The organism is Azospirillum sp. TSH58 (assembly GCF_003119115.1).
Lineage (GTDB): Bacteria > Pseudomonadota > Alphaproteobacteria > Azospirillales > Azospirillaceae > Azospirillum.
Genome location: NZ_CP022367.1, coordinates 800,437 through 817,566 on the forward strand (window position 1 = coordinate 800,437; position 17,130 = coordinate 817,566).

The following is a 17,130-nucleotide window of genomic DNA, read 5'->3' on the forward strand; positions in this document are numbered from 1 at the left end:
TGCTTTCGAATCGTCGATCAGAGCAGAACCGGGGATGCCCAGGGATCGTAGGGGACAAGGGCCCGGCGCGCCGGCTCCGGCCGAAGGAAATCGCCGGCGTTGCGGTTCAGCATGGTCGCGACGAAGGAGAAGGAGCTGTTGGAAATGGCGACCCGGTCGGCGTGGCAGAGGACATGGAAATCGGTGAAGAACTCCGCGCCCGCGATCGGCTCGGCGAGATCGCGGCCGGTGACGGGGCGGTAGGCGGCGAACGCCCGCAGTTGAGTGGGATCGTCGGTCGCGATGAACAGGAGCGGACGGTCGAGCGTCGGCCAGACCGTCTCCAGCCAGCGCAGATACCAGGACACCGGGGCGATCCAGAACCGCCCCCAGCCGAAATCCCCGCGCCGCAGGTGCAGCGCCACGACGGTGCGGCCGCCGTCGCGCAGGCGGCCGAGCAGCGCGTCCGCGTGGGGTTGGAGGTGACGGCCCGGCGTGAACAGCGCGCGGAACTCCTCCCTGAACGGCGCCAGGGGCGTGGTGTCGCCGCAGAAATAGCCGGACACGTCGCGGTCCGCCAACTCGGTGGCGGGCTCTCCGCGGAAGAAGGCGGTCAGGGCGGCTTCCCCCTCCGCCTCAGCCACGCGCGGCAGCGCCGGACCGGGCAGAGGGTCGTCGTGGTCGTACAGGTGGCGGCCGAGCCAGGGAGGAACCTCCAGCGTGAGACCGTGCCGGGCGGTGTAGAGGCGCAGGGCGCCGTACTGGAGAAGCTGGTTGCCGAACCGCCCTTTGTGTCCGAGGGCGGTCGAGGCGAGGCGGCGGCCCGGCGGCCCGGCCGGGGCGGGAGCCGGCGGCGGCCCCCACCGGCGCGTCAGCAGCGACAGCGCGCGGCGCGTGAAGGCCTCGCCGAAACCGGGGTTGCCGCGGATCGCCCGTTCCCAGGCCACCAGCGCCTCGTCGGGGTGGCCGAGCGCTTCCAGGGCTCCGGCCAGCGCCGCATGGCCGCCGTACAGCTCCGGGCTGAGGCGCAGCGCCCGGCGGGCGTGCGCCGCAGCACCCGCCGCATCGCCGGCGGCCAGGGCGGCGTCCGCGCAATCCGCGTTGACGTCGGGCCGCAGCGGGTCCAGCCGGAGCGCCCGGCCCAGTTCCCGCCGCCCCTGCCCGTCCTGCCCGAGCCGGCGATTCGCGTGGCCCAGCAGGCACAGGGCGTTGGTGTGGTCCGGCTGGAGCATCAGGGCGCGGCGCAACCGGGGGACCGCCTGGGCATGGGCGTCGGTGTCGATCAGCATCGAGCCGAAATTGCACCATGCGGCGGCCGCGCCGGGATGAAGGCACGCCACCGCCCGGAAAGCCGTCAGCGCAAGCCGGTCGCGCCGAAGCCGGTGCGCGAGCAATCCCAACTCGAACCAGGCTTCGGTGCGGCCGGGGTCCTCGGCGGCGGCACGGGTCAGCGCGGCGACGGCGCGGTCGAGTTGCCCGGCCTGGATGGCGTCCTTTCCCACCGCGACGAGGTCGACGGCGCGCGGGGTGTCCGGTCCTTCGGAAAGGGACATCGCGGAAGCCACAGCCGGACCCTCGACCGTTCCCTGCGCCGTGAGGAACGGTGGTCCGATCCAGCCGCCGTCGTGCAGAAGCGCGGATCGCTTGGCTTTCAGCGCATGGAGGCGGCGCTGGGTGAGGATCTCGATCGCCACGTAACGGGGGTCGGACGACACCTGCTCCGCCGGCTTGGCGGTGCCGGTCATCGTCTCGCGCTGCCGCGCCAAGGCGTTGTCCGCCCGCATCGTGTAGTGGACCGTCTTCTCCGCGATCCGGATTCCGCCGAACATGGCGTGGAGCGCCCGGCCGTAGGCCACGTCGTCGGCCACGGCGGGGTGGAACGGCGCTTCCTCCGGAAAGCCGCCGATCATGTCGTGGCAGACGCGCCGCACGCATAGATTGCAGGGATAGCTCAGCTCCGACGCCTCGCGCCACGCGGGGGTGATCTCATGATCGATGCTGTCGAAGTGCATGCCGGTGCGTATGAAACCGGCATCGGGGGTGTGGTCCAGCGCCGTCGCCGTCAGCAGGAAATGCCGCTCGAAGAAGTAATCGTCGGCGTCGAGGAACCAGATGTAACGGCCGAGCCCCGCGGCGGCGCCGATGTTGCGCGACCGGCCGGCCCCCTGGTTGCGGTTGTTCGCGATCAGCGCGACGCTCTGCTCCGGATGGTCCCGCGCCCAGCGCAGGACCCGCGACGCCGTCCCGTCGGGGGAGGCGTCGTCGACGACGCAGACATGGACCTGCGCCCGCGGGTCCCGCACCGTCTCGCGGTAGACGCGGGCCGCCGCCGCGACGCTGTCGAGCGCCCGCTCGATGGTGTCCTCCATGCGGTGCGCGGGGATCACCACGGTGCCGAGAAAATCGGTGTCGGCCTTGTGGCGCGCGATCCCTTGCAAAGCCACGTCCAACCCGCAATTCCCGGAGCCTGCGGCCGCGTGCAGCCGTTCGGCCTCCGCGTCGCGGCCCTGGACCAGCCGGACGATGCCAAGGGCGCGGGCGAAGCCCCCCTGCGGCGGCACGATGCGCGCCAGCCGCTCCAGCAACGCCGCCGCCTCGTCGGCCGCCCCCTCCTGCAGGCGCGCCAGGGCCTGGCTGGAGGCGAGGCCCAGAAGCTCCCCGATCTGGCGGCCGAGCGCCTCATGGTCGCCGTGCAGGCGGGCCGCCCGGACGAACAGTCCGACCGCCCGCAGGCCGTCCCCCGCCTTGCGGGCTTCATGCGCCGCGTGCTGCCACGCGATCGCATCGCCCGGATCGACCGCGAGCGCCCGCCGGTGTGACGGGGCCCCGTCGGAGGCCTTCGCGTCCCACGTCATCCCTCGGCCACCGCCGTCACGAAGGTTTCGGCGAAGGCGCGCCAGGTCCGCTCGCCGCGCAGGAAGGCCCGCGCCTTGTCGGCACGGGCGCGGGCGGCGGCGCGGTCGGTGTAGAGGGCTTCGAGATGGGCGACGATCTCCTCGACGGAGGATTCCCCCCAGCCGCGGCGCCGGCCAGCCGGATCGGCCACCGGGTCCTGACGGCTCAGCGGCAGGCAGGCGCCGTCGCGGATCAGGTCGAGGTGGCCGGTGTTGGCCGACAGGATGACCGGCACGCCGCAGGCCATCGCCTCCATGGCGACGAGGTTGGTCGCCCCTTCGCAGCGGTTGGGAAAGATGGCGGCGTGGCATTCCGCCAGGATCGCCGGGATCTGGCCGCGCCCGAGGAAGCCCATGTCGACGAAGCCCTCCGGCGGCAGGCCGCAATCCATCGCCCATTCCACGATGCGCAGCTTGCCGTTGTCGCCCACGGCGGGGGCGGCGGGCACGAGCGGGGACTCCGCGATGTCGGCGGAGGTGTGCGGCCAGGGATTGTGCCACGCGGTGACCAGAAGCGCGTCGGGATGGCGCTCATGGAACCGGCGGAAGGCGGCGAGCACGATGTCCTGCCCCTTGCGGAACTCGATCTTCCCGCCCGAGAAGACGACGAAGCGGTCGCCGAAGCGCCGGGCCGGCGGGACGGGCGCCAGCTCGTCCGGGTCCACGCCCTGGAAGGCGCAGCCGACGCCGGTGAAGCCCTGCTCGGCCAGCAGCGCCCTGTTGTATTCGGAATGCACCACGATCCGGTCGTAGCTCCGCGCGCGGCGCAGCGTGTCCTCGTCGAACAGGGTGTCCTCGAAGGCGATGACCCCGACGTTGCGGCTGCCGCGGAATTGGGCGGACAGCGGACCGGCGACGAAGCCGTTGCCGAGCGCGTGCAGGACGATGCAGTCGTTGAGGCCGAGCATCCGGTTGCCCGACCGGACGGCGATGGCGGTGATCTGCCGGTGGCCGTCCATCAGGCCTTCCAGCTTTTCCCGGTTATCGGGCCGCATGGTCGACAGAAGCGGCTTTTCCAGCAGAAGCGGCGGCCGCCCCCGGTCGATCAGATGCAACGCCGTGTGAACGCCGACCAGACCCCAGCCGTGAATTTCCGAAAGCTGCCACGTCAACGCCAGGTTCAGCGCCAGGTTGAGCGCCAGGTTCTGTTCCACGCACGGCTTCCCGACGCCCTCCGCTGCCAACTCCGTCACGCGCCGCACATCCCTTCGTTGCCATGGCCTTCTTAGCCTTGGCCTTCGTTGCCTTGGCCTTGGATGATAGGATAGCAGAACGCGGACGCCGATACACAGCGTGAGCCAGCCCGAGCCAGCATGACCGTCAAGATCGCCTTTCTCGACCCGGCGGGTGGGGACTACACGCCGGACACGCCGCGCCTTCGCCCGCTCGGCGGCTCGCAGTCGGCCCTGTGCTACCTCGCGGAGGCGCTGGCCGCCACCGGGCAGGAGGTCACGCTGGTCAACGGCACCCGGACCCCCGGCGTGGTGCGCGGGGTGCGCTGCCTGCCGGCCAGCGCGGTGTCCTGGGAGGGCATGCGCGCCTTCGACGTCGTGGTGCTGCTCAACGGCTGCCCGACGGAGGCGCTGACCCGGCTGCGCGCGGCCCTGGACGGCGGCCGCAAGCTGATCCTGTGGATGCAGCACGCCGTCGACCAGCCCGCCGCGCAATGCGTCGCGGACCCGCAGGCGCGCGCCTGCTGGGACGGTTACGCCTTCGTCAGCCGCTGGCAGATGGACGGCTACCGCACGGCGTTCGGCCTCGACCCCGGACGCTGCCGCATCCTGCGCAACGGCATCGCCCCGGCGTTCTCCAGCCTGTTTCCGGCGGGGGCCGACATCGTCGCGGCGAAGCCCTGGCCGCCGGTCCTGGCCTACACCAGCACGCCCTTCCGCGGCCTCGACGCGCTGCTCGACAGCGTCCCCCGTCTCCGGGCGGCGATCCCCGGAACCACCCTGCGGGTGTTCTCCAGCCTGGAGGGCTATCAGGTCCCGGCCGACCAGGACCCTTACCGCGCCCTCTACCGGCGCTGCCGCGAGACCGAGGGCGTGGAGTATGTGGGGGCGGTCTCCCAGGATGCCCTGGCCGAGGCGTTGCGCGGCGCGACCGCCCTCGCCTACCCGAACCGCTTCGCCGAGACCTCCTGCATCGCCGTCATGGAGGCGCTGGCCGCCGGCTGCCTCGTCGTGTCCAGCGCGCTGGGGGCGCTGCCGGAGACCACGGCCGGCTTCGCCCGGCTGATCCCCGTCCCGGAGGACCCGGCGGAACACGCCGTCCGCTTCGCCGACGCCGCCCGGACGGCTCTGCTCGCGTGGCGCGACGATCGCCCGGCGACCGGCCGCCGGCTTCGCGAACAGGTGGACCACGTCACCGCCGCGATGGGCTGGGCGGGCCGGGCCGGGGACTGGCTGGCGTGGCTCGGCGAGCTGCGCAGCGACCAGGGGAGCGGGGCCACGCCGGGCACGACGCCGGCGGCGGCGGCCGTCACCGCCGATCTGGCCGAGGCGCAGCAGCGCCTGCTCGGCGCGCTGGGCAAGCATCTGAACGCCCGCCCCCCGGCCGCAGGGGAACAGGCCTGGCGGGCGGAGGCGCGGGCGCTGATCGCGCTCGTCGAGCGGTCCCTGCGGCTCGACCACAACACGGAGAAGAACCGGTCGGCCGTCTGGACGGCGCTGCGCGGGTTCGACGCCTGGTTCGCCTATGTCACGACGCTGACGGACGCGCCGCCGCCCGCGGCCCCGCCGGCCGGCGGGCGGCGGATCTACGACTGCTTCCAGTTCTACAACGAGCTGGACCTCCTGGAGGTGCGGCTGGCCGAGTTGGACGCGGTGGTCGACCGCTTCGTCCTGGTCGAGGCGACCTTCACCCACGCCGGCGAACCCAAGCCCCTCCATTACGCGGAGAACCGCGCGCGCTTCGCGGCCTATGCCGACAAGATCATCCACGTCGTCGTCGACGACGACCCGGGCGGCTTCGCGTGGCAGCGCGAGGCCCACCAGCGCGACGCGATCCTCCGCGGGCTCGACGGCTGCGACCCGACGGACATGATCGTCGTTTCGGACGCCGACGAGATCCTCCGCCCCTGGGTGATGGAGCGGCTGCGCCGGGAAGCGGACGACGGACGCGCGCTGTTCGCGCCCCACCTCGACATCTTCCTCTATTTCCTCGACCTCAAATCGCCCGACCCCTGGGTGTCGGTGGCCGCCGCCCCGTGGGAGCTGATCCGCCGGATCGGCGCCAACCGCGCCCGCTACCTGACCAAGCTGGGGCACGGGCGGGTCGTGCCGGACGCCGGCTGGCACTTCACCTGGATGGGCGGGATCGAACGGTTCCGCGCCAAGCTGCAGGCCTTCGCACACCGCGAGATGATCGCGGCGTTTGAACAGGACCCGGCGGCGAACCGGGAGCGGCTGGACCGCTTCTACGCCACCGGGCGCTTCGACGGCGGCGCCGTTCCCGGCATGTGGACGTCCCTGGCGCCCGTCCCCATCGACGCCGGCTTTCCCCGGCTCATCCACGAGCGGATCGACCATTTCCGCGCGCTCGGCTGGATCTCGCCGGACGCCCAGCCGCCGGTCCCGGCCCCGGCCCCGGCCCCAGAGGAACCGACGCCGGAGCCCGGATCGGAGCATCGTCTTGCGGCGGTCCTCGACCCCGCGTCCATCGACGCCTTCCATGCCCTGGCGATGGAGCGGCTCGGCCGCAACGCGCCGGCGGCGGCGGTCGGGCCGCTGCGCCGCTGCGCCGCCCTCGACCCGTCGGGCACCTTCCACCGCTTCCACCTCGCCCACGCGCTGCTGATCGGCCAACGCCACGGCGAGGCGGAGGGCGTGCTGCGGGAGCTGGTCCGCCTCGCCCCCGACGACCATCGCGCCCGCGCCAACCTGGGCATCGCGCTGAAGAATCTCGGCCGACAGGACGCGGCGGTCGGCGCCGGCCGCTCCGCGCTGGCGCTGGCCCCCGCCGAGCCCGGCGTGCTCAGCAACCTGGGGCTCGCGCTCTCCCTGGGGGCCGGGGGGGACGCGGAGGCGGCCCGCATCCTGCGCCGGGCGGTGGCGGTCGACCCGGACTTCACGGCGGCCCGGCTGAATCTCGGCCTCGTGCTCAGCAAGCTGCGGCGCATCGGGGAGGCGGAGGCCCAGTGCCGCCGCGTCCTCGACCGCGATCCGGACCACGCCGAGGCGCACACCCTGCTGGGCACCTGCCTGCTGCTGCGCGGCGAGCTGGAGGCGGGGTTCCGGGAGTACGAGTGGCGCACCCGTCTGGCCGACCGACAGGTCACGCCGCGCGGCCTGCCGACCCCGGTCTGGGACGGCGGCAACCCGGAGGGCATGACGATCCTGCTGCACGACGAGCAGGGGCTCGGCGACGGCATCCAGTTCGTCCGCTACGCGCCCCTGCTGCGCCGCCAGGGCGCCCGCGTGATCGTCGAATGCAACGACCGTCTCGTCCGCCTGTTCGCCACGCTCCCCGGCGTGGACGGAGTGGTCAGCCGATCCGGCGCAACGCCGCCGCACGACGCCCACGCCGCGCTGCTCAGCCTGCCGCACCGCCTCGGCACCACGCTGGCGACCGTTCCGGCCGACGTCCCCTACCTGCGCGCCGAGCCGGAACTGGTGACACGCTGGGCGACGCGCCTGGGGCCGCCGCCCAGGCTGCGGACGGGGCCGCGGACGGGGCTGAGAGTGGGGCTGGTGTGGGCCGGCAACCCCGACTTCAAGGACGACCGCCGGCGCTCGCCGGGGCTGGACGCCCTGCGGCCGCTGCTCGACGTTCCGGGCGTCGCGGTCTTCGGCTTGCAGAAGGGAGCGGGACGGCGGGAGCTGGAAACCTGCGGGCCGCTGCCGCCGTCCTTCACCGACCTCGGCGCGGAGATCGCCGACTTCGCCGACACCGCGGCGATCATGCAGAACCTCGACCTCGTCATCAGCTCCTGCACGGCGCCGGCCCATCTGGCCGGGGCGCTCGGCCGCCCGGTCTGGACGCTGCTGCCGGACATCGCCGACTGGCGCTGGCTGGAGCGCGGCGACACCACCCCCTGGTACCCGACCATGCGCCTGTTCCGCCAGGACCGGCCGGGCGACTGGGCGTCCGTCGTCGCCGACGTGCGGACGGCGCTGGAGCGGGCCGTGACTGCAGGTGTGGCTACAGGAGTGGCGACAGGGGCGGCACCGTGAAGGACTCGGGCGGCAGGCCGGCGGCGTGGCGGTCCCACATCGTCCGGTAGGCGCTCTCCAGATGGCGGGTGAAGCGGGGGCTGTCGAACAGCGGGGCCGTCGCCCGCCCGGCGGCGAGGCGGCGGCGGTAGGCGGCGAGCGTCGCCGGATCGCCGGCCAGCCGGACCGCCAGCGCCTCGTAGGCGTCGAAGCTGGCGGTGACCGTCTCGGGCAGGCCGACGGCGTTCAGCAGACCGGCGGCGACGCGCGACGCGAAGGTGTCGCCCATCCGCGTCACCACCGGCAGGCCCATCCACAGGGCGTCCGAAACGGTGGTGTGGCCGGTGTAGGGAAAGCTGTCGAGGAACAGGTCGGCCAGACGGTAGCGGGCGAGGTGCCCGGCCTGCGGCCGGTGGGGCGCGAAGACCAGACGGTCGGGATCGACCCCGCGCCGTGCCGCCTCGCGCCGCAGGTTGTCCGCGCCGTCCAGGCCGGGATGCTGCAGCCACAGCACGCTCCCCGGCACCCGCGCCAGCACGCGCATCCACAGCCCGAACAGCGACGGGGTGATCTTGAACGGCGCGTTGAACGCGCAGAAGACGAAACCGTCCGGCGGCAGGCCGCAGGCGGCGCGGTCCGGCACCGGCGCGTCCAGCGGCCGGCGCCGGTCGTTGACCTGATAGGAGTCCGGCAGGATCACCAGCCGCTCCCGGTAATGGGGCTGATGCTCCGGCGGCGTGACGAAGCGGTCGCCGATGACGTAGTCCATGCTGTCGCCGCCCAGCGTCCCCGGATAGCCGAGATAGGCGACCTGGACCGGCGCCAGCCGGCGCGCCAGAAGGTCGAACCGGACGTGCCGCGTGTAGCCCTTCAGATCCACCAGGATATGGACGCCCTCGGCCGCGAGCAGCGCCCGCACCGCCTCCGCATCGCATCCGCGGATGTCGTGGAAGGCGTCGAAGGCGGCCTCCAGCCGGCGGCGCATCGGGCTGCCGTCGTCGGGACCGTAGGAACCGGCGACGACGCGGACGCGGTCGCGGTCGTGCAGCTCGAACAGCTCGGCCGCCAGATAGGCGGTGGCGTGCTCGTGGAAATCGGCGGAGAGGTAGGCGACGGTGAGCCGCCCGCCGGGGCCAAGGGGAGGCGCCGTTGGAACGGCGGCTTGCGGAAGCGCCAACGGTTGCACCACCGCACGGTGGAAGTGGCGGGCGGCGCGGTCCTGCTGCGCCGGGCCGGTGTCGATCATCAGGGTGAGCAGCGGCAGGGCGATCCCCCGGCCGCTGTCGATGACCGCCAGCGTCTCCCGGCAGAGATCGTCGTAACCGTCCCAGTCGCACTGCGACACAGCGGCGAACAGCCGGTCGCCGAGGGATTCGGTACGGCCGGGGTCGAGCCGGTACGCCCGACCGTAGGCCCCCGCCGAGCCCGCTTCGCCCGCGTCGCGCAGCGCGTGGCCGGACTCGCGCCACGCCTCGGCGTCGTCCGGCGCCAGCGCGACCGCCCGGCGAAGAACGGCGCGCGCCGCCGCGGGCCGGCCCGACTCGCGCAGCATCGCTCCCAGAGCGACGACCGGCCCGGCGTCGGTCTGTCCGGGGGCCAGCCGGAGCGCCCGCGCCTGAAGCGCCGCCGCCTCGGCGGGACGGCTCCGGCGCCGCAGCAGAAGCGCCAGATTGAGGCAGGCGTCGGCCAGATCCGGCTTCAGGGCGATGGTGACGGCGAAGCGGCGCTGCGACTCCTCGGCCCGGCCCAGCGCAAAGGCGGCGACGCCGAGAAGGAACGAGGCGTCATGGTGGTCGGGCCGGACGGCCAGGATGGCGCGGCACACCGCGCCGCACTCGGCGTGCCGGCCGTTCTGGTAGAGCGTCAGGGCGTAGCCCAGCGCTTCGGCGGGGGACGCAAAGTGCCGGGCCGTGCTCATGGCTCCCCCTCGGTGCCGCCGCCCCCGGACCGTCCTGGAGGCGTGCGGAGCGTGAAATCGTCGGAAAAAGGGTTACCATCGGGCGCGGCATTTCCAAACCCATTTGCCGGATCGACCAACTGGATGGAGAGGGTGGGTGAGCGAGGGGACGTTCGACGGGTCCGGCTTCGACGGGTCCGGTGACGTGTTCGTTCAGTGCTTCGGCTCGGGTATGCGTCACGTCGAAGCCGAATCGCTGGACGAGGCGGCGCGCTCCTTCCGAACGGCGGCGGCGATCCGGCCGGAGCATCCGGTGGTCTGGTTCGTCCTGGGGCTGGTCCTGCGCGGTCTGGGGCGCCTGGACGGCGCGGCGGTGGCGCTGCGGGCCGCCTTCCACCTGCGGCCGGACGACGCCGACACGCTGTTCCAGTGGGCAGCGCTGCTGATCGAGCGCCGCCGGACCGGCGAGGCGGTGGCGCCGCTTCTCCGGCTCGTCGCGTTGCGGCCCGGTCACCCGGACGCGGCGTTCACCCTCGGCAACGCGCTGATGGCCGCGGACGAGCCCGAACGGGCCGAAGCCGCCTACCGGCTGGCCGTGCTCCTGGAACCGGGCTCGGCGACGGTCAACAACAACCTGGGCGCGGCGATCCTGTCGCGAGGACGGCCGGATGAGGCGGCCGTGAGCTACCGGCGGGCCGTCCGGCTTGAGCCGGGATCGGCCGAACACCACAAGAATCTCGGCGTCAGCCTGCTCACCGCCGGGAACTTCGAAGAGGGCGCGCCCGAGTATGAATGGCGCAGCCGGCAGGCCGTCTGGCAATGGAACCGCGACCAGCCCGGCACGCCGCTGTGGGATGGCGGCCCGCTGGACGGAAAGACCATCCTGGTCCATTTCGAGCAGGGGCTCGGCGACACCGTGCAGTTCATCCGCTACATGGCCGTGCTCAAGGCCATGGGCGCCCGCACGGTCTTCGAATGCCAGCCCCCGCTGAAGCGCCTTCTCGCCGGGGTTCCGGGCATCGACCGGCTGGTGGCGCGCGGCGAGCCGCTTCCCGAGGCCGACTGCCTCGTGCCCCTGATGAGCCTGCCCCATCGCTGCCGGACGACGGCGGCGACGATTCCCGGCGGCGTTCCGTATCTGCGGGCCGATCCGGACCGCACGGCCTTCTGGCGGCGGCGGATCGCCGAGGCGGGGCCGCGGGACGCGTTCCGTGTGGGCATCCAGTGGCGCGCCGCGGGGGCCGACCGCTCGATTCCGCTGGAACGCTTCGCGCGCTTGTCGCACCTTTCCGGGGTGCGGCTCTACAGCCTGCAGAAGGCGGACGGACCCGGCCGGTGGGAGCGGCCCGACGACCGGCTGGGGATCGTTTCGCTGCCGGACAGGGACGGAAAAGACGAGGATGAGGGGTTTGTCGACACCGCCGCGATCATCGAGGGCATGGACCTGATCGTCGCCTGCGATTCCGTGGTCGGCCACATCGCCGGCGCCATGGGGCGTCCGGTGTTCCTGGCCCTGCCCTGGCTGGGGGACTGGCGCTGGATGCGCCATCCCGACCGCACGCCCTGGTACCCGCAGACCCGGCTGTTCCGCATGGCGCGCCGCAACGACTGGGACGGGGTGATGGCCCGGATCGCCGCCGAGATCGCCGCCGAGATCGCCACCCGGATCGCCGCCACGGTCGCCCGGCGCGCCGCGGGGATGTCATGACGGGCGGGATCGACGCGGCGTCCCGGCTGTACGGCGCCGGGCGGCTGACCGAGGCCATCGACGCCTGCCGGGCCGTGCTGGCGGCGGAGCCGGGGCAGCCCGACGCGCTCAACCTGCTCGGCGCCGCGCTGTTCTCGGCCGGTCAGGACGGCGCGGCCAGGGAGGCCCTGCGCGACGCCGTCCGCAGCGCTCCGGGGCATGCCGCCGCGCTGACCAACTTCGGCATCGTCCTGCAACACCGCCGGGAGTGGCCGGCCGCCACGCGCGCCCTGCGCGCGCTGGCGGCGGTGCAGCCGGAGTCCGCGCCCGTCTTCAGCCGGTTGGGCATGGTGTTTCAGGAAATGGGAGACCTGGACGGCGCCGTCCGGTTCCTGCTCCGCGCCGCACGGCTCGCCCCCGGCCCAAGCGTGCAATGGTACAATCTCGGCCTGATCGGGGTGCTCGTCGGCGACCTCGCGGCCGCGGTCCGCAGCCTGCGCCGGGCGATCGCGATCGCCCCCGAGGGCGTCCTCGCCCACGTCCAGCTCGGCGAGGCGCTGCTGCGTCTCGGCCGGCTGGACGAGGCCGCCGGGGTGTTCCGCCGGGCGCTCCGGATCGACCCGACCGTCCCCGAGGCGGTCAACGGCCTGGCGCGCTGCGGGCGCTACCGGACCGCCGCGGCCGCGGCGCTCTCCGGATCGGAACCGGGACCGCAAAGGGGGTTGGTCGTCCGCGGCGCCCTGGCGAGCGCCACGGGCTACGGCTATTTCTGCCAGCGCTTCATCCGGACGCTGCGCCAGCGGTCCGTGCCCCTCCAGGCGATCGGAATCGGCGGTCCCGAATCCTGGCGGAAGGAGGATCTCGACCCGCCGGTCCCCGCCAAGGCCCTGGTGAACTTCCTCATCCCCCTGGCGGTCGAGCGGGTGCCCGGTCTGGCCACGGTGACCTTCTCGATGTTCGAGGGAACCCGCATACCCCCGGCCTGGCGGCGCCAGTGCGAGCACAGCGACCTCGTCATCGTGCCCACGGAATCGTCCCGCGTCGCCTGGGCGGCGCAGGGCTATCCGGAGGATCGCCTGCGGGTCTGCCCGCTGGGCGTCGATCCGGAGGACACCGACGGCAGCGCCCCCGCACCGACCCTGGTCGATCCGCGCGGCCGGCTGGTCTCCAGCTACCGGCACCGCTTCATCAACGTCTCGGACTTCATTCCCCGCAAGAACATCGACGGCCTGCTGCGGGTCTGGCTGCGCAGCACGGCGCGCACCGACGACGCGGTGCTGATCCTGAAGCTGGGCAAGGGGAACAACCCGGCCTTCGGCGCGGAACTCGCCGATCTGGTCCGGCGGACGGAGGCCGCCGTCGGGAAGCGGATGGCCGACGCGGCGCCGGTGGTGCTGGTCAACCAGCTCCTGTCGGACGCCGACATGACGGGGCTGCTGCGGGCGGCGACCCATTACTGGAGCATGTCGCACGGCGAGGGCTGGGACCTGCCCCTCTCCAAGGCCGGGGCCATGGGGTTGAGCCTGATCGCGCCGCGCCACTCGGCCTATGTGGATTATCTCGACGACCGGGTGGCCCGGCTGATCCCGGCCACCGTCCGCCCCGCCCGCCTGCCCTACAGCGAGCAGGCCTACCCGCCGTTCCACGGGCTCGACTGGTGGGACCCGGACGAGGACGCCGCGGCGGACATCCTGACCGCCATCATCCGCGGCGGCGACACCGGCCACCCGTCGGCCCGCGACCATCTGGTGCAAGGCTTCACCTGGACCCGCGCGGCGGACCGGCTGCTCGCCATCCTCGACGAGGCGGGCCTGCGGTGATGGGCGACACGGCCGACACGGCGGCGGTGCGGAGCTTCGCCCTCGCCCTGGACCATCATCGGGCGGGCCGGCTCGACGCCGCCGAGGCCGGCTACCGGGCGATCCTGCGCGACGATCCCGGGCACGCCCACGCCAACAACAATCTGGCCATCCTGCTGCGCGGCGCGGGGCGGTGGGAGGACGCCGTCGCCTGCTACCGCCGGGCCGTCGCGGCGCTGCCGGACGACGCGCCGATCCGCAGCAATCTTTCCTGCGCCCTGGCCGACCTGGGCCGGCCGGCGGAGGCGCTGGCGGCGGTGCGCGTGGCGCTGTCCCTGTGCCCGGACTACGCCGACGCCTGGTTCAACGCCGGCAACCTCCTGAAGACCGCGCGGGAGCCCCACCGGGCGATCGCCGCCTACCGCCGGGCGCTGCGGCTGAAGCCCGGCATGGGCGGGGCCCACAGCAACATGGGCGACGCGCACCGCGACCTCGGGGAATCGAGCCGCGCCGTGGACTGCTACCGGGCGGCGATGCAGGCGCAGCCCGACCTGCCGCAACCCGTCGTCAACCTTGGCGAGACGCTGAAGGAGCAGGGGCGGATCACCGAGGCCATCGCGGTCTTCCAAGGCGGGATGGAGCGCCACCCCGATCTGGCCCTGCTGCACTCCAACCTGCTGCTCGCCCTGCATTACACGCCCTGGGTGCCGCCCGAGATCGTCGCCCGCGCCCACGCGCACTGGAACGAGCGGCACGCCCGGCCGCTGATGCCGCAGGGCCGGCAATTCCTCAATGACCGCGACCCCAACCGGCGGCTGCGGGTGGGCTATGTCTCGCCCGACTTCCGCGCCCACGCCTGCGCCCATTTCATCGAGCCCCTCCTGCGCGAGCACGACCGCGGCGCGGTCGAGCTGTTCGGCTACGCCACCTCGGACCAGCAGGACGCGGTCACCGAACGCATGAGGAGTCTGTGCGACGGCTGGCGGTCGCTGGCCGCGCTGGACGATGCCGCCGCCGCGGCGCTGGTCGAGCGCGACCGCATCGACATCCTGGTCGATCTGGCCGGCCACACGGCCTCCAGCCGGCCCCTGCTGTTCGCCCGCAAGCCGGCCCCGATCCAGGTCGCCTGGCTGGGCTATCCCGACACCACCGGCATGCCGGCGATCGATCACCGCCTGACCGACGCGATCGCCGACCCGCCGGACCTCACCGACGCGTGGCACGCCGAGCGGCTGATCCGCCTGCCCAGGGGGTTTCTCGCCTTCCAGCCGTTGCGCGTCGCCGAGCCACGGGAGGAGCCGCCGGCCCTGGTCAACGGCTTCGTGACCTTCGGGTCCTTCAACAACGCCGCCAAGGTGACGCCGGAGGTGGTGGGGGTCTGGTCGGCCATCCTGGCACGCGTGCCGTCCGCCCGCCTGATCCTCAAGAGCCGTGCCTTCGCGGACGCGCCGACGCGGGCGCGCTATCTCCAGCGGTTCGCCGCCGCCGGCGTGGCCCCCGGCCGTGTCGATCTCCTCGCCCCGATGGACGCGATCGACGCCCATCTGCGGGCCTACGACCGCATCGACATCGGCCTCGACCCGTTCCCCTACAACGGCACGACCACCACCTGCGAGGCGCTGTGGATGGGGGTGCCGGTGATCACGCTCGCCGGCCGCCAACACGTCGCGCGGGTGGGCGCCAGCCTGCTGACCCAATGCGGGCTGGCCGACCTCATCGCGACCGACGAGGCGGGCTACGTCGAAACGGCCGTCGCCATGGCCGGCGACACGGGGCGCCTGGCCGCGCTGCGCCGCGGCATGACGGAACGGATGGAGCGTTCGGCGCTCAACGACCATCGCGGCTTCGCCGCGGCGGTCGAGGCGGCCTATCGCGGCATGTGGCGCTCGTGGCTCGCGGGCGATCGGGAGGAAACGGCGGCGGACCGCTGAGCGCCGGGGGGCCTATCGGCCGGTGCGGCGGCGGACCTCCTCGCGCAGGGCGTCCGCCGCCCGGGCGAACACCGGCTCCCAATCCTGGTCGGCCTCCTGGCGGAACAGCCGCATCGTCGGGTACCAGGGCGTGCGGTCGCCGGAAAAGCCGTAGATCCAGTAGGGAACATGCTGCACGAGGTTCCAGACCGGCTTGCCGAGGGACCCGGCGAGGTGCGCCACCGAACTGTCGGTCATGATGACGAGGTCGAGCTGTTCCAGCATCGCCGCCGTGTCGGCGAAATCGTCCAGGTCGGGGCCGAGCGGCGTCACCAGGCAACCGGCGACGCCGCTGTCCGCGAGTTCCGCTTCGGGCGGTCCCTTCTGGAGGCTGTAGAGCCGCACGCCCGGCACTTCGGCGAAGCGCAGGAAGCGGGCGAGGCTGGTGGCGCGCCGGCCGTTGTCGGCGAAGGTCACCCGTCCCGACCAGACGATCCCGACGCGCAGCGTGCCCGGCTCCCGCGCACCGAGCCGGTGGGCCGCCCTCTCGCGGGACGAATCCGGAACGGTCAGGCTCACCGGTGGCGGGATCGAGGCCAGCGTCGTGCCGAACAGACCCGGCAGGCTCATCTGCGACGCCTCGACGTCGAAGGCCGGCGGCGGGCTCCCCGGTTGCAGGACGTCATCGGCGCCCAGTCCCGACAGCACCCGGCGCAGCTCCGGATGGCATTCGTACAGCACCCGGCCGCCCCGCTCCCTGACCAGCGGCATGTAGCGCGCGGCCAGGATGGCGTCGCCGAATCCCTGCTCGGTGAACAGGAACAGGGTGCGCCCGTCCAGCGGGCCGCCGTTCCAGGTCCGTTCCGATGGCGGCCGGCCATGGTAGGAGGCAAGCCCGCGCCGGGCCTCGTAATCCGTGAAGCCGTGGACGTAGTCGCCGATCTGGAGCCGCGCGAGGGCCCGCTCCCAGCGCAGTTCGGGGGTGGCGCCTCCGCCCGCCGTCGCCCGCCCGATCATCGCGAGCGTCTCCTTGAAGCGCCCCGCCTTGCGCAAGGCCACCGCGTTGTTGAAGAGGAAGGCCGGAGTGTCCGGTTCGAGCCGGAGCGCTTCCGCGTGCGCGGCCAGCGCCTCGTCGAAACGGCCGGCCTCCACCAGGGCGTTTCCCAGATTGCTCCAGATGCTGGCGTTCTCCGGAGCGAATTCCAGTCCCCGCCGGTGGCAGGCGATGGCGCCGTCCAGCTTTCCCGCGCGGCGCAGAAGATGGCCGAGCATGCTCCAGGCGGCATCGTCGCGGGGATTGGCCGCGAGGACGGCTTCCACCTTGGTCGTGGCCTGTGCGTGATCCATCCTCGTCCCCCCGGCTCGCCGTGGCCGAATCGCAGGACCACGCCGCGACCATAGACTCGTTTGATCGCACGCCTGTCAACCACTCGCCCCTGAGGGGGATGCCGCAGCCGCGCATCCACGCGCATGGATGCGATTTCTTGATGACTTGCGCTACTTTTTGTAGCCGGCGGCAGTTTTTACGAAGCCGTCATCCTGAAGTAAATTGCGGCAATTCGCGGTATTTAGCAACCGCCGCGAGACAAAGCGAGGCGCCGAAAAAACAACCCGCCACCATCGGCGCAACTCAATCTCGCAAAGCCGAAACTGTATGACCCATGCGGCACTTCGATTTTCTGCGGCAGTGCGGTGGTTGGCTCCAGCGATTCGAGGGATGGCAGGTAACGTATAGAAATTTTTAACTTCACTTACCCACTATTGCGAGGTGGTGGCCAACCCTATGAGAGCCATGACGCTCCTGCCGCCAT

At 72.7% G+C, this 17,130-nt stretch carries 8 protein-coding genes; 4 read left to right on the forward strand and 4 right to left on the reverse strand.

Annotated features, from left to right (window positions below; all coding sequences use genetic code 11):
* Nucleotides 1-17: 17 nt before the first annotated feature.
* Together TSH58p_RS25230 and TSH58p_RS25235 are read right to left on the reverse strand one after the other, a co-directional pair.
* The gene (locus TSH58p_RS25230) at nt 18-2,834 is read right to left on the reverse strand and encodes a glycosyltransferase (protein ID WP_109469531.1); all 2,817 of its coding nucleotides are present in this window, start codon (nt 2,832-2,834) and stop codon (nt 18-20) included.
* Nucleotides 2,831-4,027 carry a glycosyltransferase family 4 protein gene (locus TSH58p_RS25235; RefSeq protein ID WP_247874343.1) on the reverse strand — a complete coding sequence of 399 codons (1,197 nt, stop codon included), beginning with the start codon at nt 4,025-4,027 and terminating at the stop codon, nt 2,831-2,833. Before TSH58p_RS25235 ends, TSH58p_RS25230 begins: the two co-directional genes overlap by 4 nt.
* A gap of 159 nt (nt 4,028-4,186) precedes the next feature.
* Between TSH58p_RS25235 and TSH58p_RS25240 the strand changes: the two genes are divergently transcribed.
* Nucleotides 4,187-8,047 (forward strand): tetratricopeptide repeat protein, encoded by a 3,861-nt coding sequence (locus tag TSH58p_RS25240; protein ID WP_109469533.1) that lies wholly within the window; start codon nt 4,187-4,189, stop codon nt 8,045-8,047.
* On the opposite strand, the gene TSH58p_RS25245 is transcribed toward TSH58p_RS25240, so the two are convergent.
* Entirely contained in the window at nt 8,016-9,944 is a 1,929-nt protein-coding gene (locus TSH58p_RS25245) for a tetratricopeptide repeat protein (RefSeq protein ID WP_109072384.1), read from the reverse strand. The two genes, TSH58p_RS25240 and TSH58p_RS25245, sit on opposite strands and share 32 nt — an antisense overlap.
* Nucleotides 9,945-10,080: 136 nt before the next feature.
* Between TSH58p_RS25245 and TSH58p_RS25250 the strand changes: the two genes are divergently transcribed.
* From TSH58p_RS25250 to TSH58p_RS25260, 3 genes are read left to right on the forward strand one after another with little or no spacing between them, the layout of a single operon-like run.
* Nucleotides 10,081-11,631 (forward strand): tetratricopeptide repeat protein, encoded by a 1,551-nt coding sequence (locus TSH58p_RS25250; RefSeq protein ID WP_109072385.1) that lies wholly within the window; start codon nt 10,081-10,083, stop codon nt 11,629-11,631.
* Nucleotides 11,628-13,430 (forward strand): tetratricopeptide repeat protein, encoded by a 1,803-nt coding sequence (locus tag TSH58p_RS25255; protein WP_109072386.1) that lies wholly within the window; start codon nt 11,628-11,630, stop codon nt 13,428-13,430. The genes TSH58p_RS25250 and TSH58p_RS25255 overlap by 4 nt, the downstream gene beginning before the upstream one ends.
* Entirely contained in the window at nt 13,430-15,340 is a 1,911-nt protein-coding gene (locus TSH58p_RS25260; RefSeq protein ID WP_109072387.1) for a glycosyltransferase family 41 protein, read from the forward strand. The genes TSH58p_RS25255 and TSH58p_RS25260 overlap by 1 nt, the downstream gene beginning before the upstream one ends.
* A 12-nt stretch (nt 15,341-15,352) precedes the next feature.
* Here the strand turns inward: TSH58p_RS25260 and TSH58p_RS25265 are convergent, their stop codons facing one another.
* On the reverse strand, nt 15,353-16,666 hold the full coding sequence (locus TSH58p_RS25265; RefSeq protein ID WP_109072388.1) for a tetratricopeptide repeat protein: 1,314 nt from the start codon (nt 16,664-16,666) through the stop codon (nt 15,353-15,355).
* Between the last annotated feature and the right edge of the window lie 464 nt (nt 16,667-17,130).

Bases quoted from the DNA above. Each gene is read 5' to 3' on its own strand.
- TSH58p_RS25265 (WP_109072388.1), bottom strand. From the start codon at position 16,666: ATGGATCACGCACAGGCCACGACCAAGGTGGAAGCCGTCCTCGCGGCC.
- TSH58p_RS25260 (WP_109072387.1), top strand. From the start codon at position 13,430: ATGGGCGACACGGCCGACACGGCGGCGGTGCGGAGCTTCGCCCTCGCC.
- TSH58p_RS25230 (WP_109469531.1), bottom strand. From the start codon at position 2,834: ATGACGTGGGACGCGAAGGCCTCCGACGGGGCCCCGTCACACCGGCGG.
- TSH58p_RS25240 (WP_109469533.1), top strand. From the start codon at position 4,187: ATGACCGTCAAGATCGCCTTTCTCGACCCGGCGGGTGGGGACTACACG.
- TSH58p_RS25255 (WP_109072386.1), top strand. From the start codon at position 11,628: ATGACGGGCGGGATCGACGCGGCGTCCCGGCTGTACGGCGCCGGGCGG.
- TSH58p_RS25245 (WP_109072384.1), bottom strand. From the start codon at position 9,944: ATGAGCACGGCCCGGCACTTTGCGTCCCCCGCCGAAGCGCTGGGCTAC.